Genomic DNA, 18,499 nt, shown 5'->3' on the forward strand with positions numbered 1-18,499 from the left:
TTTTCGCAATGTCTTTTACGTAGTTTGCGGATATTCCCGCAGGAAAGTCAAAAACGTCACCGCTGTGACCGGCAACAGCGTCGATTTCAAGTGGATCGAATAAAACATCCGTTTAAAAGACAACCCTTCAATATCCAGCACCTCCAGCAGTCCCAGCGCCTGCTCATGCTTAACGGAAGAAGGTGAAATAATCGTGATGCCAATCCCGGCCTCGACCGCCGATTTTACCGCCCCCGTGCTGCCGAGTTCCATAACAGTACGAATTTGATTGATGTCAACACCGCATCTCCGCAGTTCATCCTCCATCACCTGACGAGTGCCAGAGCCTTTTTCCCGCAGTACAAAAGGGTAATGAATCGCTTCCTCCACCGTTACAGACCTTCTCCCCGACAACGGGTGGCCTGCGGGAACAATTAGCTTGAGCTCATCCTCCATGACAGGCTCGGATACCAAGTCCGGATGTTGAACCGGCGCTTCAACTAACCCGAAACTCAGCTGGTGATTCAGGATCTCCTCGATGATTTGCGTCGTGTTGATCACCTTCATCACGATTGAGATATGAGGGTATCGCTGTCCAAACGGCCCAAGGAGCCGAGGGAGGACGTATTCCCCGATCGTCAAGCTGGAGCCGAGCTGCAGCCGCCCCTCCAGCATCGATGTATGCCGCGACATGGCCTGCTCTGTTTCACGAATTAACTCCACGCTCTGGCGAGCAAACGGCAGCAAAGTTTGGCCGGCTTCCGTTAATTCGATCTTTTTCGTAGAACGGATCAGTAGCTTCGTGCCGAAGTAATCTTCCAGCGATTGGATTTGCATCGTAACCGCAGGCTGAGTCATGTGCAGTGCCTGGGCTGCAGCCGAGAAGCTGCCACGCTGCGCCACCGTATAGAAAATATGAAGCTGGTGATAGTTTAACGCCATCGTCCGGCACTCCCCTTTCTTTCCATTGCAAAGCTCTCCATTAACAATAGCATGCCCGGGCCAACTACATAAAGTGCTAGTCCCATGAATTGTTGCCCTATCAAAAAACGCCTGCCCTACATCCGATGGCTCTTATCACTTCTGTGCCCTTTATGTGCCCGCATATGGTCTTGTTCGCGCCTCTTTTGCACCATTATCCCTTTCGCTCAGAAATTAGGAATTGTGGAAGGAGGTTTTCTAAATGAGACAGTCCCAGAAAGCTGACCCTTCAGGATTAATTGGGGTCAATTGAGTAAGTTGATTTTTTGGGAGTTTTTTCTTGTGTACAGAACATATGTTTGGTATAATTTAAAAAGAGAACATTAGTTCGTAATTTTGGAGTTGGGAAGATTCACATTGGAGGGATCCGACATGGAGTTAGGTATGAATAAAAAGCTGCTTCAACCTATCAGCAGCCGTTTTCAAAGTGAGGCCGACTGTATCGAGGCGATCATCGCTATGAAGTGGCCAGACGGCTTCGTTTGCCCGCGCTGCGCTTATACCAAATGCACCCGTCTGTCCTCCCGACGACTTCCTTTGTTTGAGTGCAGAAGATGCAGCTATCAAGCCTCGCCTTTGGTGGGTACGATTTTTGAAAGAACCCATCTGCCTTTGGTGAAATGGTTTCAAGCTATGGAGCTGTTCCTGCTTCCCGACGGTATCTCAGCGCTGCGGTTGAGTCAGGTGATCCAAGTTGCCTACAAGACCGCGTGGCTCATGCTGCACAAAATCCGCTATACCCTCGGTGAATGTGATGCCCGGGAGCTGCTCTCTGGAGAGGTGAAGGTGAACCGCGATCAGTATGGGACGGATCCCAACCGCTTTCATCCAGCTTCTCAACCTTATGCCACCGCAGTCGTCGCCGGCTGCACGGTCACGGAGTCTGGTGAGCCCGAGCGTGTGAAGATCCAACTGATACCGCATAAAAGAGGAGGCGAGCAATGGGCTACCCGGCACGATCTCGCTACGTTCATCAACAAGCATGTAGACGTCCATACCTCAACCAAGCGGTGGTTCCCTTTCGTTTATCGGATGTATCTGCCCTTACGGAAAGTCGTGAGAGAAGCACGGGACTCTATCAGACGCACGTATGTCGCCTTGGGGATAACGCATTTGCAGGCGTATTTGAATGAGTATACCGTCCGCCGTTACCTGCGCATGTCCTTTTCCGAGGAAGAAATGCGCCAGAACATGCTGCAGATGTGCCTGTCCATTCCAGCAATCTCGTACCGCCAGCTAATCGTAATCCGCCGGATCTCAACCATTGCAGATGCGGCTTAATCGAGATGCTTATCAACATATCTATATTTTTCGCAATAAACCACCCGACTAGCTTTTTTTGCAACGTATTTTTAACTTTATCAACTTCAGAGCATTTCCTGTTCCCAGTTTCTCTTCCTCCATGACCTGACGCAACGGGATAATCGTTAAAAAGGGGCGGAGAAACTACGTTATCCTGCCACTGCCACCCCCGCACTGGGAAGGACGTGAGGGCCATGAGGGACGTGAGGGACGCCAGGGATGCAGGAGACGGGAAGGATGCGAGGAACGGAGGAGCGGAGGAGCGGTGTATTTGAGTTGCAGAAAAATCGGTGAAATCGTATTTGACACAACAGGCTAAAATGTCAAAAGAAGCAGACCGGTTAACGGCATGCTTCTTTCCAAATCGTTCTACGTCTTCTTTCTCATCTTCGGCTTCGGCCTAGTTTCTGTCTTGACCTACTCCCGCAGCTCCTAGCGGTGCTTGCGGCTGTTCTTCATCAGCGTCATTCGCCGGGAATGGCGAAGCCAGGAATAATAAGATTTCAAATCGCGCAATTCAATGGTTTCCGACATCCGTCCAAGAAAGGTAACGATGATCATGCGGTGCATCGGGCGTCCGGCAAGGTCGAACTCTCCGGGAATTTCCGCAAATTCAGCCACCATCACGAGATCGTCATCAATTAAATAGACGTCCTCTTCCTTGCGATAATATGGCGTTATGCGTCCCTGCTTTAAACATTCCCAAGCCCATCCGGCAATCTGTTCAACCCCGACATTATCCCGATCAATTCTGTCCTGGTATCGGAGCTTGGCATGGTTCGTTACTACGATATCGGCAACTCTCTTGTCCCCTAGTTGAATATAGAAGGATTCATAGGTTCTCCAGCGTTCCGTTGCCTTGTCTCTCATGCCGCACCTCTCATTGTATAGGTCTTTGTAAATAGATAAGTAAGTGATTTGCCAATAATTAGGTCTTTTTAACTAAGCTCTTTTGCCTATTATATTACATCATTCCCTAATTTTCTACAAGATTCAAGTGTTTTTTGCCAAAAAATAAGGTCTATAGAACTATAAATCCATAGGAGACAGTATAAACACAAAAAAGCCGCGCAACGAGTAGCTCGCTGCGCGGCTTTGGCATTCGAATCGCTTGGTCTAACCTTCGGTTAGAGTCCGTAGAAGCGGGTTTTGTCCGGGACGTCCTTACTGTATTCGGTTTTAATTTCCCCACGGTAAGACCGCTCAATTTTGCGAACATAGGATAACTTACGGATATTCCGCATCGTCTCTTCCGCCCGATCGGCATTCACATACATAACCACATAATGCATGCGGCGGGATAGATAATGCACGCTTCCGTATTTTTCTAAGTTCCTTGCCGCTTTCAAGTCGCTTACCCATATGATATATCCTGTACGCTCCGGAAACATGACTTTCCCCTCCCGTGGCTTAACTACCTGGAACTTCCGGAAACCAATCTTCCGGAATGATCGGCTGCTTATGCTCTTAGCCGCAGCTGCAACTTCCACCGGCGCCGCATCCGCCTTTCGGATTCGGATCATTGCTTGGCACCTTGATCGTATCGGAAACGGCATAAGCGATCATTTCCGACATCTGGTGGAGGATATCGTCGAGTTCGTTCTCAGCGGCTTTAAACTTCCGAACCGCCTCGAAGCGCTCTAATTCCCGCTCCACCTCGGCCACTTTATCCTTGGCCTCGTGATAATTCGGATGGAAATGTCCAAAGCGCTCGGTTTCCCGGAACAGTTCCTTCTGAGCTTCCAGCTTCTTGACCCATGCCTGAATCTCACTATCTTCTTCCACGCGCTTTTTCCAATACAAATATTCGGAAACGGCGGCGGATTGATTTATCATATCGCCCAATTCATAGGCGTTGATCAGCACTTCGGCCATGTCGACCGTATTCTTCGCGATTACGCTCATGAATTTCATCTCGCTTTTGTGGTTATTGTTCCACCCAACAGGTAGACGTCACTATCATACCACAATCCTTTAGCGAGCAGAAGAGGTTCATCCTTCCTAAGCTCTCATTTGCGTAAGCCTGTTGGGAGAATTAGGCGGATCGCCTGCCAATCTCGGGGTGACAGCAGCACTTCCTCTCCTGGAGTCTCTTTTCCCTGTGCCTCAGATGAGGGTAGCTTACGCACTCTGACTTGCCAATCCGTTTCACTTTCCACGACTGCCAGCGGCACGCAAACAACGCTCTCTCCTCCGATCTGCAGCATCAGCTTGGCAGACCAGGCCAAAGCCCGTTCGATCAGTTCACGGGCGGTCGAGGCGTGATAACGCCGCAATTCCTTCCACCACATGACAGGGATCTCCGACAAACCCGGGAACAGCTCGTCTACTTCTGGCGGACGGGTTTCCGGCTCATAAAAGTGCAGATCCGCTCCTTTATAAATCCAGCCTTGGCCCTTCTGCCCGCTCGGCCCCTCATCATTTGACCAGGTGATTTCCATTTCCGTAAGCTTCGGAAGAATCGGTTCATTGGGGGCTGGAGTGCCCCGGTGAACCGGAGCCAATCGCTCACTTTCTAGAATCTTGATCACTTCCGCCTCGCTGTCCGTCGTTACGAGAAAATGAAGCGGACCAATCCGCTCCAGCTTGCCGGCCAGCGATGGCAAATCTGCAATGCGGTCCGCGGCTTCCGTATCCGCACAGCTGAGCAGTTTCACTTCGGTGAGCGTGGTACGGCCGATTTCCCGCCCCCATTGGAGCAAGCCGTCGCGAACAGGCGCTGGTACACCGGCAGAATGCTCCTCCAGCAGCTGCAGGATCTCCTGCGGCGTACGACCCAACTTGCATGCCTGCTCCAGGCCCGCACGCGTCAAACGGTAGACGCTCATTACGCCTGACGAGGCCAGTTCAGCGCAAGCCTCCAGCTCAAACCGGACCGTAAACGGTACGTCTGGCGGAACCAGCAGCTCGAAATCAGGCTGCACGATCAGCTTCCCTTTCGCCGATGGGGAAGCCGTCGGCGAAGAAGCGTCCCGTTCAATCAGCCAACGGAACATCCGGCCATCCTCCGGATGGCGGCCAAGCTCCATCCAGCCGCAGCCGCACAAAGCTTCAAGCCATCCTTCGATCCAAGCGGCGCGCTCCGGTGACAGATCGCCGCTCTCCACCCCCAGCAGCCCCTGGTCTTGGAGCGAACCCAGCAGTTCCTCCACCGAATACCACGCGCCGGGTTTTAAATCCGGTGCCGTTAGTCGCAAGGCGACATGCTGCAGTCCAACGTCAGCCGGAACATAGCGCTGCAGCTCGCGCATTAGAACGAAGTTCATCGCCGGCACATCCAAGGACAGCCATGCCGCCATTCCCGGGACATCCGCCCGCCAAACCACCCTCTCCTTGGCGATCAGCCCTAGCGCCAGCAGCAGATCCATCACAACCGCAAGTGCGGGAGAATATACGTCCGGATGCGGATAGTTGAGCTGCAGACCTGCGATGTCTTCCGCTTTCAGCGCAATTCGGTCTTCCAACTTGCTGTGTTCCTTCTGGTGAATCGTCCCTTTCGCCGTCATCCGCAGTCCATTGGCGGCAATCCAGGTCAAAGCGCGGAACAAATCCAACGCCAATCCAGGTTTGGCCTCCCGTTCAAGTTCCACGCGCACCGGGTTCTGCTCCCGCAGCTCCGCGTACCCCCATATCTTCCACATCTCTAGCTGGCGGTCGAGCGGGATGTAAAACAGCTTCTCTCCCCAAGCCTTGCGTACCGCAGCGATTTCTCCAGAGCGCAGGAGCACCGGCAATGCAGCGCGAATGTCGGCTCCGCTCAAGCTGCCAGCCGCGGCGGCGTTAGCTTGTTCCAGCCGAAACGGCTGTCCTGCATAACGCCGAAACAGGAGCCGGAGCGCCTCCATCTCCGCTTCGTTTAATGGCTCCCTAACTGGCCCATCTATCAAAGAATCTTCGTAAGCTGGCATTTCCGACCGCCTGCTCATGCTTCGATCCCCTCCTGCTCGCGCCGCACGGCATACTCATAACCCTGCTCCAGCAAAAACAATTGCCGCCGGAGGGCAAATTCCTGTTCGCGGGTGTTCTCCGACACGAGGGTATAAAAATAAGCCCTGCCGCCGTCTCGCTTCGGCCGCAGAATCCGTCCGAGACGCTGCGCCTCCTCTTGACGCGAACCAAAGCTGCCGGAGATTTGAATCGCCACCGACGCATCCGGCAAATCTACCGCAAAATTGGCTACTTTGGACACGGCCAGAACCGGAATTTCCCCTTCGCGGAACGCCTGAAACAATCTGCTCCGTTCCGCCTGCGGCGTACTCCCGGTAATGAGCGGAACGTGGAGTTCCGCGGCGATGCTTTGCAGCTGATCCAAATATTGCCCGATAATCAGTACCTGACGGTCCCGATGCCGGTCCAGCAATCGCCGTACGATCTCGTTCTTATACGGGTTCTCCGCGGCGATTCGAAACTTCTCCCGCCCTTCCGCCCGGGCGTATTGATTCTGTTGTGGCTCGGGCATCGCCACCCGGATTTCCTGGCAATCGACCTGCGCGATAAAACCGCTCTCTTCAAGCGTTCTCCATGGGACATCATACCGTTTGGGTCCGATCAAGGAGAAGACGTCCCGCTCGCAACCGTCCTCGCGAATCAGGGTGGCGGTCAGCCCAAGCCGACGGGTCGCCTGAATATCGGCGGTTGCCCGGAAAATCGGCGCCGGAAGAAGATGAACTTCATCGTAAATGATTAATCCCCAATCCCGTTCTTGGAACAGGGACATATGCTTGAAGCCCTCCTCTTTGCGGGCTCGATGGGTCAATATTTGATAGGTCGAAACCGTCACCGGTTTGACTTGTTTTTTCTCTCCTGAATATTCTCCAACCGCTTCCGGCGGCAAAGTCGTTTTCGAAATCATTTCGGAAATCCATTGACGTACCGAGGTCACATTGGAGGTTAAAATCAGCGTCTCGCACTGGAACCGTTCCATGGCGGCCAGTCCAACTACGGTCTTTCCCGCTCCGCAGGGAAGTACGACAACACCGCTTCCGCCTTCACCAGCCTTGCCGGCAAATGCAGCGACCGCTTCCTGTTGGTACGGTCTGAGCCGAAACGGCCTTCCTCCTTCCAGTTCCTCCCGGAGAGCAAACTTCAGGTTGCGGCCTTGGTGGTAGCCTGCTTCGTCCAGGACAGGATAACCCAGCCGGGCAAGTTCTCGTTTTAAGCTGCCGCGCCATGCGGCCGGCAGATGGAGATGGCGCTTGTCCACCAGGCTCCAAGTCCCCGCCGGTAAATCCAGTTGTCGGGATAACTGCTCCAGAAAACCCTCTTCTTCGGTTCCAACGTACTCCAGTTCCAATCGGTCCGATTCACCTGGAACCGGACGCAGCTTCAGCTGCCCGAACCTTCCCATCCAGTTGCGGATGTCTTCAGCCGCGCCGCTCGGCAGTCCATATCGGGCCATAGACTGAAGTTCTTCCAGCACTCGATCCGCATCGATCCCGCAGGAAGCGGCATGCCATAATGTGAGCGGAGTAATTCGATATGTATGATAATAAGCCGGGCTCTTCACCAACTCGGCATAATGGGACAACTGTTCCCGCGCCGTTTCGAAGCCGGGATGCTCCTTCTCCAGCAGCACCGTTAAATCTCGCTGAACGATACATGCTCCCGTTTCTATCATCGGTTATGCCCTCCTTTAGATCAGCCTCTTGCAACCAGCAAAAAGAGAAGTCCGCCGCCAAGGCTGCGAACCTCTCCCGCTTACTTTCTCTTCGTCATTAATGTACCTGCTCCGAGATTTCGGACAGAGCCTCCCCGGCATTGTCGGCAAAAATATTACGTACCGCCAAATCGCCAAGCGATACGATCCCGATCAAGCGATCCCCTTCGCATACCGGGAGCCGGCGGATTTGCTGCTCGGCCATCAGTTCTGCGGCCTCGTCCACCGACATGTCGCGGGAAGCGGTTTTGATCCCTTTGGTCATCACTTCGGAGACTGCCGTCGAGCCGGGACGCTTCTCGGCGATACCGCGGATCACCAAATCCCGGTCTGTGATGACGCCAATCAGCTTATCTCCGCCTTCAACTACCGGAATGAAACCCGTGTCGTGTTCTTTCATTTTAACCGCTACTTCGTAAACATTATCCTGCGGCGTCACAGTAACGACGTTTTGGGTCATAATCTCGCTAACTTTTCTCAACATAAATCCCTCCTTTGAACATAGCGTGCCAAAGTAGGAATCCGATTATGCGTGTTCGTCCTGATAGGATTCCGCCATCGCCGCCAGCAGCCCCGCCGCATGCAGCATGGCGTCTTCGTCGATATCAAATTTGGGATGATGGTGCGGATACATTGCGCCCTTGCCGGGATTTCCCGCGCCAACAAACATGAAACAGCCCGGAACCCATTGCAAATAGTAGGCAAAATCCTCCGCCGGCATGATCTTCGGCGACAGCTCGGCCCGCAGTCCGAACACCCCCGGAGCCACCTTCGTAAAACGATGGTATTCACCTTCATCGTTCACCAAGCTCGGGTAGCCCATCATATAGTTGATTTGTGCCTTCGCACCGTATGCTTCCGCCGTGCTTTGGGCCAACACATGAATCCGCTCGCGGATGAGCTCCCGCGTCTCCTCGCGGAAGCAGCGGACCGTGCCGGACAATCTGCAGCGGTCGGCGATGATGTTCTGCGCCGTGCCGCCCTGGATCGAGCCGATCGTCACAACGGCCGGGTCCAGCGGATCCACCGAGCGGCTCACCACGCTTTGCAGCTGCAGCACAAGCGCCGAAGCGGCCACCACGCTGTCCACCGTTTTATGCGGCATGCCACCATGCCCCCCGCGTCCCTGCACATCGATGAAGAACTCGTCGGTCGAAGCCATCAACGGTCCCGGTGCGCTCGCCACCGTGCCGACCGGAATCGGCGTCCACAGGTGCACTCCGTAAATAACGTCCACGCCGTCCAGCGCACCTTCCTCGATCATCGATTTCGCCCCTCCCGGGCAAACCTCTTCCGCCGGCTGGAAGATTAGACGGATCTCCCCGCGAAGCTTCGCTTTGGTGCGGCTGTAGTACTCCGCCAGTGCCAGCAGCGTTGCCGTGTGGCCGTCGTGACCGCAGGCGTGCATCACGCCGGGGTGCTGAGAGGCGTACTCGCACGTTTTTTCGTCCTGGATTGGCAACGCGTCCATATCAGCCCGAAGCGCCACCGTTTTGCCGGGAAGCTCTCCCCGGATGCGGGCTACAAGGCCAAACCCGCCGACATTAGTTGTCGTTTCGATCCCCAGCTCCCGCAACTTATCGGCGACCAGCGTTGAAGTCTCCTTTTCCATGAAGGAAAGCTCCGGATAGCGGTGAAAATGACGCCGCCGCTCCACCATGGATGGAAACAAATCGCTTAACAGCTTCTCCTCCATCGTCCCACTCCTCTTTCCACGATCTCGTTTAGCTTATTGTAGCAGAAAACGGGTGACTCGTTCAGATTTACCTTAAGGAAAGCCGCCGATTTGCGAGGTTTTCCCATGCTTGCACAACCGATGGAAACATAATATCATGGGGATAAGTGTGATAACTTTGATGAAAAAAGTTCACATTTGAATCGATCCGTGAACTTTGGACCAATATTTTGAAGGGGGCACTCTTTACAATGATCGTAGAAAATACCGGATTGGACGGACTGCAAAGCGATTTGGCTTACTTAGACGAAGCTGCGGAGAAGGTAGGCTTCATCCGTTGGCAATGGGAATATTACCGCGCTACATACGATTATAAAATTGAATATAATAACAGCGACTATTACCTCCGCATCAATACACGGGTGGTAGAAGGCAAACTGGAACGTCCAGACACGGTACTGGCAATCGAAGCGGTCTATATGGGGCGGGCCACTTTTCCGCACGGCTTGGAGTATGAATCGGAGATTCCTGCGATGGTCATGAAGACCGCCAATCATAAGTTGACGGAATTAAAGGAACTTCTTGAGGCCTAATCGGTAACGCGATGAAAGAAGGCACAGAGAAACCAAGACGCGGAGCCCCCGATTTTCAGTTGCTCATCTTAACCTTGCTGATGGCCGGTTTCGGAATCGTTATGGTGTTCAGCTCCAGCTCCAGCATCACGCTGGTTGATGCCAAATTTGGTTATGACCCGATGTATTTTACGAAACGGCAGATTATATTCGCCTTAATCGGGTTAGTCGGCATGTTCGTGACGATGAATATCCCTTACGAGAAATATAAGAAGCTGTTTATCCCTGTGTTCATCCTGGCCATCATTATGCTGCTGCTTGTACCCTTTATCGGCGGACGCATCAATGGCGCGACCAGCTGGTTCACGATTGGTACGCTCGGGATTCAACCGACGGAGCTTGCTAAAATCACGACGATCTTGTACCTGTCGGCCCTCATCTCCAAGAAAGGCGAGCGGTTCCGGGATCTAAGAACCGGGTATATCCCGGTCATGGTCATCGTTGGTTTTGTCGCCGGCTTGATCATGCTCCAGCCTGACCTTGGCTCTTGTCTGATTCTTGTGGCTACCGCCGGGCTGATTATTTTCGCCGGCGGCGCGAATTTGAAGCACATTCTCGGTTCCATTGGGTTGCTCATATTAGGTGCCAGCATCGTGCTAGGCGTCGAAGCGTTGTGGGACAAGATCAATCCGCCCGATCCCACCGTCGCTGCGAGCAGCGATTATCGGATGGGCCGGATCGAAGCCTTCCTCGACCCATGGCATGATACGCAAGGAACCGGCTACAACCTGATTCAATCGCTCACCGCGATTGGCCATGGCGGACTAACCGGTACTGGATTCGGACAAGGCATTCAGAAGCTGCATTATTTGCCGAATGCGTATAACGATTTTATTTTCTCCGTCATCGGCGAAGAATTCGGGTTTATCGGTACGTTGATCTTCCTGCTGTTTTATATTTATTTCATTTGGCGCGGGCTGCTCGTGTCGCTGCGCTGCCAAAGCACGTTTGGCACGTTAGTTGGGGTTGGGATTATGGGCTTGATCGCTATCCAGGCGTTCGTTAACATCGGCGGCGTCACCAACACGATTCCGGTGACCGGCGTCACCTTGCCCTTCATTAGCTACGGCGGCTCTTCGCTGCTCGTTATGATGGTCTCGATGGGCATTGTGCTTAGCATTTCGCGCGAATCATCTCCGCCATTGAAGCAGGAACGCACCAAATCGGTGATCATCCGCGAACCAACGCCGTTCGAACTGCGCAGAGAAGCCCGGCGCGGTTTATAATTTGAAGCTAACAAAAGAAGACTACGGAGTGATGATCTCCGTAGTCTTCTTTATGCTTACTGCATATGCCAGCAATCCGGTCATTCGAGGCCGAAAGCGAAACTCAGGTATGCTGCAGAAGGTCAAGGAAGGGGCGATCAGATTTCATCGTCCTTAAACGCCACGCCCTCGACTTTCACGTTCACTTCTACAATTTTAAGTCCCGTCATGCTCTCTACCGCTTCTCGAACATTTTGCTGAAGCATCCGGCAAACTTCGTGGATCGGCGTCTCATATAACACGATAATTCGCAGGTCGATTGCCGCCTCCAATTGACCAACTTCGACCGTGACGCCCTTTTGCACATTTTTGCCGCTTAACCGTTTAGCCCAACCTTCGGAAAGCCCCCCGGACATCGCGGCAATCCCCGGTGTCTCTAGAGCAGCCATTCCGGCGATTTTGGCGACAACATCGTCTGAAATCCGAATTTGCCCGCTATCCAACTGCAGTTGTTCGGTCATGGTCATTCCTCCTTCAACCTCATTAATTTCATTGTAAATCGGAAGTCGTATTAAAGCAAATGTAGACCTTTCGATTAATTTTGAGTAAAATTGTTACATTCAGTTTATTGCCAAAAAATGACTAACTCGAGGTGTTCCATGAAAAAGTTTATTTCACCCGCATTGTTGCTGATTTTCTTTGCACTTAGCGCCATGGGGCATTACGCGCACTGGTCAGCAACGTTAGAATTTGTCATCTCCGCGATCGCCGTCATTCTTGTCGCGGGCTTTCTCGGCCGGGCAACGGAGAGCGTGGCGCATTACGCGGGTCAACGCCTGGGCGGCTTCCTAAATGCCACCTTCGGTAATGCGGCCGAATTGATTATCGCCATCATGCTGGTCCGCGAAGGGCTGTTCGACATGGTGAAGGCCAGCATTACCGGGTCCATCATCGGCAACCTGCTGCTCGTGCTGGGGCTCAGCTTGTTTGCGGGAGGCTTAAAGCACAAGGTGCAAAAATATAACGTCACGTTAGCCGGCATGAACGGCTCGCTGATGATCGTAGCGATCATCGCATTGTTCGTCCCGGCGATCTTCCTGCAAACCCACGTGCTGCACGAGGACGATCGTTTCGCGCTCAGTTTGGTTGTTGCCGGCGTTCTGATTGTCGCCTATATCCTCTGGCTGATCTTCTCCATGATCACGCACAAGAACCATCTGGCAGATATTAGCGAGAAGGACGCGGAAGAGCTTCCGCATGAACATGCCCCGGCCTGGTCCAAGGGGAAGTCGATTTTATATCTGGTGATCGCTACCGTTATGGTTGCGTTCGTCAGCGAATGGTTGGTACATACGCTTGACACGCTGACCGCCGATTTCGGTCTGAGCGAGTTGTTCGTCGGTGCCTTTGTCGTTGCGATCGTTGGTAATGCCGCCGAACACAGCGCTGCCATCATGCTGGCGATGAAGAACAAAATCGGGGCAGCCGTAGAAATCGCCGTCGGCTCTAGCTTGCAGATCGCTTTGTTCGTGGCTCCTGTGCTCATCTTCGTCAGCCATCTGTTTGGCAAGCCGATGGATATCGTATTTACCGTCATCGAGTTGGCCGCGATTGGCGTCTCGGTATTTATCGCCAAATCCATCACGCAGGACGGCCAAACCAACTGGTTTGAAGGGGTACTGCTGCTGGCGGTCTATATGATTCTCGGCGTTTCGTTTTATCTCGTATAACCCTCAACAACAAAACAAGCGTATGTCTTCGGCAACTTCCGAAGCATACGCTTGTATTATTTAGCAGCAACAGCAAATGCCTTACTGTTGTCTATTGTTCATGGCTTCATACAGCGAGGCCAAATTACGTTCCAATCTGCTGAGGATTTGTTTACCTACCGTTTCTTGAATAAGTCCGACGCGAATTGCGTAATCTACTTGTCTGGAGAATCCATACATCTGGGTATCCAGCACTTCCTCATAGAGAGGGCAATAACGTGTGGCCAAGTTCTCCATCTGTACTTCGATCAGCTTCTCAATTTTATCTGCATCTTCTTTCAGAAGATTAAGTGCCTTCAGGTTTAGTTGCTCCTGCAACTCAGATGAAGTCATGCTTCTTCCCCCCTATGTCCAAAATCGCCTACCATTCATCTCTAATCTTAATATTAGACGAAATCGAAAGCCAATACAAGAACCTGCTTAAATTAACCTATCTATGAAAAACCGCTGAGTACCGCTGTTCGCAGGCATTAAAAAACACCCCCGACCTAAGTCGGGAGTGTTTCTCATTGACATTAATCGGCAACAACTTTGACGTCCAACCCGTGTTTCGCAAACACTTCGGTTACGGCTTTCTTCGCTTCTTCCGCATCCGGTCCGTGAACGTGAAGCTCATAGCTCTTCGTATTTACGAGCGTGGTGAAGAGGCCGAGGATACTTTTTACATCGATGTACTTATTGTCCGCTTGAAGCACAATGGAAGAAGTGAACTTGCCTGCTGTTTGGGCAATTTCGACTACCGCTTCATTGTTCGTGGCCATAGGATCCCTCCGTCTTTAACATTGGAAATAACATACTTCAATCATACATTGAATCCGCTTTCCTAGCAAGGAGGATTTCTGATTACTTCAGGTTTTCCGGGTTCAATCCCTCAAGCTCAGGCAGCACAAAAATGCCATCCTTACGGATCAGTACATCGTCAAAATAAATTTCTCCGCCGCCGTAATCCGGACGCTGGATCAGCACAAGATCCCAGTGAATCGAGGAACGGTTGCCGTTATCGGCTTCCTCATAAGCTTGACCTGGGGTAAAGTGAAGGCTGCCCGCAATTTTCTCGTCGAACAAGATGTCCTTCATCGGATGCAAAATATACGGGTTGAATCCGATCGCAAACTCCCCGATATATCTAGCCCCTTCGTCCGAATCCAGGATTTCGTTCATCCGTTTCGTGTCGTTGCTCGTAGCTTCAACGATCTTACCGTTCTCGAAGCGGAATTTGATATTCTCGAACGTAACTCCGTTGTACAGCGTAGCCGTATTGTAGCTGATCGTGCCGTTTACGGAATCGCGGACCGGAGCCGTATAGACTTCACCATCCGGGATATTCCTTTGACCGGAGCACTTGACCGCCGGAATGTCTTTAATCGAGAAGGTCAGGTCGGTGCCCGGAGCAACAATCCGGACTTTGTCCGTTCTGTTCATCAGATCGGCCAAGGCATCTTGCGCCCGATCCATTTTGGCATAATCCAGGTTACATACGTCAAAATAGAAATCCTCGAACGCTTCCGTGCTCGTATTGGCCAATTGGGCCATGCTGGCGTTCGGATAACGGAGCACAACCCATTTCGTACGTTTCACCCGTTGTTCGCTATGTACAGGGTGGGAATAAAGCGAATTGTACAGTTTCATCTTATCTTCGGGTACGTCGGACAGATCGTTGACGTTAGAACCCGCACGAATGCCGATGTAACAGTCCATCATTTGCATCCGTTTTAAATCGTATTCCGCCCAGGTTTTGATGCCGTCTTCCGTGGCGTATTTCAATTGCGCACGTTGTACAGCCCGGTCAGTAATCTCAACGAAGGCGTTCCCGCCCTTCTTCCCAACCTCTTCCACGACCGCTTTCAGCAAATCACGTTCATCGCCAATCATTTCGACCAGGACGTTCTCTCCCGGTTGTACATTTACGGAATAACCAACCAGGTTTTCCGCCAGCTTCTGAATTCTAGGATCTCGCATCTGGCTTCACACTCTCCTCAATATTCGTTGTGGGATTTGGTATTACAACCCGTGCCGGCCGTCCAAACACCCCATTGGTTTAACCATTGGTTAATTCTTCTGCTATTGTAGCACGATAGGGTCGGAAAGTCAGCCTAACCTAGGATGTCACTCACGCCTACTGATAACCCTCAAACCGGTTATCGGTTCGCAGCACCTCCCGCTGCGGCACGCCTTTGGGTGACAAATAATTCAACGTCGTCTCCGAGGTCAGCCTGGAAGGTAATCCCGATTTGCGGTCAATCGTCAAATGGTAGACGACGGTCGCTTTCATTTGCTTCAGCATGACCGCTAACTGCTTGCTGCCCGTCGTCCAGATCTGCGACAACTCGTTTCGCAGCTGCTCCTTCTGTGAAGCCGGCACCTGTTCTAATTGCGCCAGCCCGGCCTCACGCGTGAGCTCCATTTCCGACAGCAAGCGATCCTTTAACCGCATGGTAGCTTCGGCTGGATCCATCTCGATCCGAAGCACCTTCGTCCCCCGTGCAGCACCGCTTTCGGAAGTGATCGTTTTCTTAGCGGCCATTCGAATCTCCTCTAGTTGTTCCAGCGGGTTCAGACGGACCACCCCTTGCAGCAGCGCATTGTGGTCATCGGATTGCACCAGCCAGTTCCCGTGCTCTAACCGGAGCTTGGCTTCCCAGCCATTCGGCTCTGCTAATCCCGCCGTTTGCAGATGGCCTGCAGGGTTTCCCGCCCGTTGACCCATCGGCTCGCCTCGGATACTTAATTCCCTATGCTCTTGAAGACGTCCCGTATAACTGAAACTCTCTTCCAGCCCTTGCCCGTTTCCGCGCTGCAAGGCGGCTAAGCCGCGAAAGGTTAACGTGTCACATCCCGCCAGCCCGGACCAGGTGAAGTCAAACCACTGCTCCGGCGTCCTCGCTTCGTTGATCCCGCACGACGCCAAGATTAGCGTGACTAGCAGGCCATAGATGATCTTCCCTAACCGATATTTATACGTTGGCCTTCTCCGTGATATCCCCTTCATATGCAAGCCCCCGCCTGAAAAAATAAACCCGGTTCCCCACCGGATCATTCCTTTTGCTAGTTCTAGCAGTATCCTGCCACAGGGACGGTCACTCTATTCGCAGGTTCGACCGGCAACCCAAAAAAGAACGCTCCCGCCGTCCATATGTCCGGTCGAGAGCGTTCTATACCAATAAAGCAACCATTTACGAGGAGGGGGCGTCCTCTCTGGATCCGACTTGCGTCTGGTTCCGCCCGTTGTTCTTGGCTTTATACAGCGCCATATCCGCCTCATAGAAAAGCGACTCCACGCTAAGCTTCTCATCGCCCTTTACCCACTCAGCGATACCGCATGAGACGGTCACCGGCGGATCGGTATCCATCGCGACGCGCAGCCGAATCGTTTCTGCGATTTGGTAGCTGTTCTCAGCGCTTGCACCGGGCAAGTACACCGCCAGTTCTTCGCCTCCCCAGCGGGCGGCGATATCTGTCTTGCGGATTGAGCTCTTGACGATTGCGCACACCTGCTTCAGGATTTTATCCCCGGTTTGGTGCCCGTACGTGTCGTTGACCTGCTTAAACTGATCAATATCCACGATGATTAAGGAACCGTTCGTGTCTTTCTTCTGGAATTCCTGGATCGCATCATCGACGTAATGGCGGGCGTAAAGTCCAGTCAGCATATCGCGATTGGCCATCCGGCGTACCTCCGCATGCAGCGACGCGTTGGCGATTGCAAGACCGATGTGTGAGGATAAGACCTGAAGCAGCTTGTAATTATCATAAGAAAAAAAGCGGGTCTTGCGGTGCGCCAGCATGATTACCCCGTTCACTTCTCCCCGGACGAACAAAGGTGCGGTGATCAGCGAGCGGGAGTTCGTCTCCTCCATAAATCTCGAGGATACCTTCCCATAGGCTTGAAAGTCCGACAGAATGATCGGCTCCTGCGTGGAATATACCAGCCCGCTGAATCCATAGTTTTTCGGAAAATGCTCCTTCGACAGCCCCGGAACATTGCTGGACACAATCTCGAACGTTTCTGTCTCTTTGTTTAATTGGGAAATACAGCAATACTCCGCCTGAAAAATCGATAGCAACTCTTCGGTTGCAAATTGGAAAACTTCCTTGAGCCGCAGACTTTGATTCAGCCGTTTCGTTAATTCATTGATCAGCCTCAGCTCGTTGATCAGCAAATTCGATTGTTCATACAGCTTCGCGTTCTCAAATGCCGTGCCGGCCGTATCGGCCAGCATGCCGATCAGCTGCAAATCCACATCATCGATCTCCTCACGCTGGATGCGCAAGTGGAAAACCCCGTACACCCCTTGTTTGCCACTGAGAGGTACGGCGATTTCCAAATTTCTTTCGCCTTCTCCCTTCGGATCCACGGTTTCCCTGACCTGCATTCTGCCCTCCATGAAAGCCCTCACGAGCAGCTCATCGCCTTGTCCAAGCAATTGAAACGATTTAACCCGCGGATCGAGACTTACATGATCCTGAGACATAAGCAACTCCAGACGGGCATTCGGATACATGCCGGACACCCGCTCGAACACCTCGGTCAGGACCGAATCCACGTCGATCTTATCATGAAGCTTCTGCACCATTTGAAAAAGCTTAGAGCGGCGCTGCTCCTCCCGCTTGGCTTGCTGCTGGATGCGGACCAAATCCGTAATGAACATTCCCTCAAAGCAACGATAAAAACAGGTTTGAAACAGCCGGGCCGCCATCTTGGCTAACAAGATCGCCTCTGAAGTGCAGCTCTCACGCATGAGACAGCCAAACACCGCAAACAACTCGCCATGAATGCGTGTATACACCGGTACAGCCGCATAAACTCCGTCGGCCTTCTGGGCTGCGATGGCTTTGCGCTCATACAAGCTCTGCTTGATGACCTCTTCCATTCCGCTAGGCCAGGAACGTTCCAGCGGTTGCCGCGGGTTCAACGAATCGGCAAGCAGCTTCTCGCCGCGGCTGCCGGCAAGGAAGAAATCAGCCTCGCCGAGTTCCGGCATATCGCTGATCTGTTTGCGCCATTCCGCAAATCCCTGTTGTAATATGGAATCGATGTAGGGAAAATCGTGGGCGTTAATATCTAGCTGCCGCAGCCAATCGGTATAATCGTTGACATCATCAAGCCGCGGCAGGCCGGAAGCGTTATTCAGGTTCAGCATCGGCTGACCCAAGGATTGATCGGCCATAAAAAAGCTCCTTTATATGCTGCGTTGGAATTGTAACCCTTCTGCGATAAATATTAAACGGACAAGCTCTTGTCCTGAAGTTCAAGCTTGTCCATCTCCGCCATATCCGATCTTGTCTGATATCTCTATTTT

At 52.5% G+C, this 18,499-nt stretch carries 18 protein-coding genes; 4 read left to right on the plus strand and 14 right to left on the minus strand.

The window, feature by feature from the left end; translation table 11 throughout:
• Positions 1–15: 15 nt before the first annotated feature.
• Positions 16–921 (minus strand): selenium metabolism-associated LysR family transcriptional regulator, encoded by a 906-nt coding sequence (locus U9M73_RS08855; RefSeq protein ID WP_009225239.1) that lies wholly within the window; start codon positions 919–921, stop codon positions 16–18.
• A 411-nt stretch (positions 922–1,332) separates the two neighbouring features.
• Between U9M73_RS08855 and U9M73_RS08860 the strand changes: the two genes are divergently transcribed.
• Positions 1,333–2,241, plus strand: a complete 909-nt coding sequence (locus U9M73_RS08860) for an IS1595 family transposase (RefSeq protein WP_323076892.1) — start codon at positions 1,333–1,335, stop codon at positions 2,239–2,241.
• 453 nt (positions 2,242–2,694) lie between these two features.
• Here the strand turns inward: U9M73_RS08860 and U9M73_RS08865 are convergent, their stop codons facing one another.
• The 7 genes from U9M73_RS08865 to U9M73_RS08895 form a co-directional block, all read right to left on the minus strand.
• On the minus strand, positions 2,695–3,132 hold the full coding sequence (locus U9M73_RS08865; RefSeq protein ID WP_009225237.1) for a hypothetical protein: 438 nt from the start codon (positions 3,130–3,132) through the stop codon (positions 2,695–2,697).
• A 257-nt stretch (positions 3,133–3,389) separates the two neighbouring features.
• Positions 3,390–3,653, minus strand: coding sequence for a YlbG family protein (locus U9M73_RS08870; RefSeq protein WP_009225236.1), 264 nt, complete (start codon positions 3,651–3,653; stop codon positions 3,390–3,392).
• Positions 3,654–3,729: 76 nt separating this feature from the next.
• Positions 3,730–4,167, minus strand: coding sequence for a YlbF/YmcA family competence regulator (locus U9M73_RS08875; RefSeq protein WP_036645300.1), 438 nt, complete (start codon positions 4,165–4,167; stop codon positions 3,730–3,732).
• A 104-nt stretch (positions 4,168–4,271) separates the two neighbouring features.
• A complete protein-coding gene (locus U9M73_RS08880) occupies positions 4,272–6,188 on the minus strand; it encodes a helicase-associated domain-containing protein (protein WP_323076895.1) in 1,917 nt (638 codons plus the stop codon).
• Positions 6,185–7,879: a DNA repair helicase XPB gene (locus U9M73_RS08885; RefSeq protein WP_009225233.1), complete on the minus strand. Its 1,695-nt coding sequence runs from the start codon at positions 7,877–7,879 to the stop codon at positions 6,185–6,187. The genes U9M73_RS08880 and U9M73_RS08885 overlap by 4 nt, the downstream gene beginning before the upstream one ends.
• 97 nt (positions 7,880–7,976) lie before the next feature.
• Positions 7,977–8,399: a CBS domain-containing protein gene (locus U9M73_RS08890; protein ID WP_036645298.1), complete on the minus strand. Its 423-nt coding sequence runs from the start codon at positions 8,397–8,399 to the stop codon at positions 7,977–7,979.
• A 45-nt stretch (positions 8,400–8,444) separates the two neighbouring features.
• Positions 8,445–9,614 carry a M20 family metallopeptidase gene (locus U9M73_RS08895; protein ID WP_009225231.1) on the minus strand — a complete coding sequence of 390 codons (1,170 nt, stop codon included), beginning with the start codon at positions 9,612–9,614 and terminating at the stop codon, positions 8,445–8,447.
• 230 nt (positions 9,615–9,844) lie between these two features.
• Between U9M73_RS08895 and U9M73_RS08900 the strand changes: the two genes are divergently transcribed.
• Together U9M73_RS08900 and ftsW are read left to right on the plus strand one after the other, a co-directional pair.
• Positions 9,845–10,186, plus strand: a complete 342-nt coding sequence (locus U9M73_RS08900) for a YugN family protein (protein WP_009225230.1) — start codon at positions 9,845–9,847, stop codon at positions 10,184–10,186.
• Between the two features lie 11 nt (positions 10,187–10,197).
• Positions 10,198–11,451: a putative lipid II flippase FtsW gene (gene ftsW, locus U9M73_RS08905; protein WP_323076897.1), complete on the plus strand. Its 1,254-nt coding sequence runs from the start codon at positions 10,198–10,200 to the stop codon at positions 11,449–11,451.
• 137 nt (positions 11,452–11,588) lie between these two features.
• Here the strand turns inward: ftsW and U9M73_RS08910 are convergent, their stop codons facing one another.
• A complete protein-coding gene (locus U9M73_RS08910; RefSeq protein WP_036645252.1) occupies positions 11,589–11,951 on the minus strand; it encodes an Asp23/Gls24 family envelope stress response protein in 363 nt (120 codons plus the stop codon).
• Between the two features lie 138 nt (positions 11,952–12,089).
• Between U9M73_RS08910 and cax the strand changes: the two genes are divergently transcribed.
• Positions 12,090–13,160 (plus strand): calcium/proton exchanger, encoded by a 1,071-nt coding sequence (gene cax / locus U9M73_RS08915; RefSeq protein WP_009225227.1) that lies wholly within the window; start codon positions 12,090–12,092, stop codon positions 13,158–13,160.
• 81 nt (positions 13,161–13,241) lie between these two features.
• On the opposite strand, the gene U9M73_RS08920 is transcribed toward cax, so the two are convergent.
• The 5 genes from U9M73_RS08920 to U9M73_RS08940 form a co-directional block, all read right to left on the minus strand.
• Positions 13,242–13,532: an Fpa/YlaN family protein gene (locus tag U9M73_RS08920; protein WP_009225226.1), complete on the minus strand. Its 291-nt coding sequence runs from the start codon at positions 13,530–13,532 to the stop codon at positions 13,242–13,244.
• Positions 13,533–13,714: 182 nt separating this feature from the next.
• Complete coding sequence (locus U9M73_RS08925) at positions 13,715–13,960, minus strand: HPr family phosphocarrier protein (RefSeq protein WP_009225225.1); 246 nt, start codon at positions 13,958–13,960, stop codon at positions 13,715–13,717.
• Positions 13,961–14,042: 82 nt separating this feature from the next.
• Positions 14,043–15,158 carry an aminopeptidase gene (locus U9M73_RS08930; protein WP_009225224.1) on the minus strand — a complete coding sequence of 372 codons (1,116 nt, stop codon included), beginning with the start codon at positions 15,156–15,158 and terminating at the stop codon, positions 14,043–14,045.
• A 157-nt stretch (positions 15,159–15,315) separates the two neighbouring features.
• Positions 15,316–16,188, minus strand: a complete 873-nt coding sequence (locus U9M73_RS08935; protein WP_323076899.1) for a hypothetical protein — start codon at positions 16,186–16,188, stop codon at positions 15,316–15,318.
• 184 nt (positions 16,189–16,372) lie between these two features.
• Entirely contained in the window at positions 16,373–18,367 is a 1,995-nt protein-coding gene (locus U9M73_RS08940; RefSeq protein WP_260071658.1) for a sensor domain-containing diguanylate cyclase, read from the minus strand.
• Positions 18,368–18,499: the final 132 nt, after the last annotated feature.

The organism is Paenibacillus phoenicis, assembly GCF_034718895.1.
In the GTDB taxonomy this organism is placed as follows: Bacteria; Bacillota; Bacilli; order Paenibacillales; family Paenibacillaceae; genus Fontibacillus; species Fontibacillus phoenicis.

Bases quoted from the DNA above. Each gene is read 5' to 3' on its own strand.
- U9M73_RS08855 (WP_009225239.1), bottom strand. From the start codon at position 921: ATGGCGTTAAACTATCACCAGCTTCATATTTTCTATACGGTGGCGCAG.
- U9M73_RS08860 (WP_323076892.1), top strand. From the start codon at position 1,333: ATGGAGTTAGGTATGAATAAAAAGCTGCTTCAACCTATCAGCAGCCGT.
- U9M73_RS08865 (WP_009225237.1), bottom strand. From the start codon at position 3,132: ATGAGAGACAAGGCAACGGAACGCTGGAGAACCTATGAATCCTTCTAT.
- U9M73_RS08870 (WP_009225236.1), bottom strand. From the start codon at position 3,653: ATGTTTCCGGAGCGTACAGGATATATCATATGGGTAAGCGACTTGAAA.
- U9M73_RS08875 (WP_036645300.1), bottom strand. From the start codon at position 4,167: ATGAGCGTAATCGCGAAGAATACGGTCGACATGGCCGAAGTGCTGATC.
- U9M73_RS08880 (WP_323076895.1), bottom strand. From the start codon at position 6,188: ATGAGCAGGCGGTCGGAAATGCCAGCTTACGAAGATTCTTTGATAGAT.
- U9M73_RS08885 (WP_009225233.1), bottom strand. From the start codon at position 7,879: ATGATAGAAACGGGAGCATGTATCGTTCAGCGAGATTTAACGGTGCTG.
- U9M73_RS08895 (WP_009225231.1), bottom strand. From the start codon at position 9,614: ATGGAGGAGAAGCTGTTAAGCGATTTGTTTCCATCCATGGTGGAGCGG.
- U9M73_RS08900 (WP_009225230.1), top strand. From the start codon at position 9,845: ATGATCGTAGAAAATACCGGATTGGACGGACTGCAAAGCGATTTGGCT.
- ftsW (WP_323076897.1), top strand. From the start codon at position 10,198: ATGAAAGAAGGCACAGAGAAACCAAGACGCGGAGCCCCCGATTTTCAG.
- U9M73_RS08910 (WP_036645252.1), bottom strand. From the start codon at position 11,951: ATGACCGAACAACTGCAGTTGGATAGCGGGCAAATTCGGATTTCAGAC.
- cax (WP_009225227.1), top strand. From the start codon at position 12,090: ATGAAAAAGTTTATTTCACCCGCATTGTTGCTGATTTTCTTTGCACTT.
- U9M73_RS08920 (WP_009225226.1), bottom strand. From the start codon at position 13,532: ATGACTTCATCTGAGTTGCAGGAGCAACTAAACCTGAAGGCACTTAAT.
- U9M73_RS08925 (WP_009225225.1), bottom strand. From the start codon at position 13,960: ATGGCCACGAACAATGAAGCGGTAGTCGAAATTGCCCAAACAGCAGGC.
- U9M73_RS08930 (WP_009225224.1), bottom strand. From the start codon at position 15,158: ATGCGAGATCCTAGAATTCAGAAGCTGGCGGAAAACCTGGTTGGTTAT.
- U9M73_RS08935 (WP_323076899.1), bottom strand. From the start codon at position 16,188: ATGAAGGGGATATCACGGAGAAGGCCAACGTATAAATATCGGTTAGGG.
- U9M73_RS08940 (WP_260071658.1), bottom strand. From the start codon at position 18,367: ATGGCCGATCAATCCTTGGGTCAGCCGATGCTGAACCTGAATAACGCT.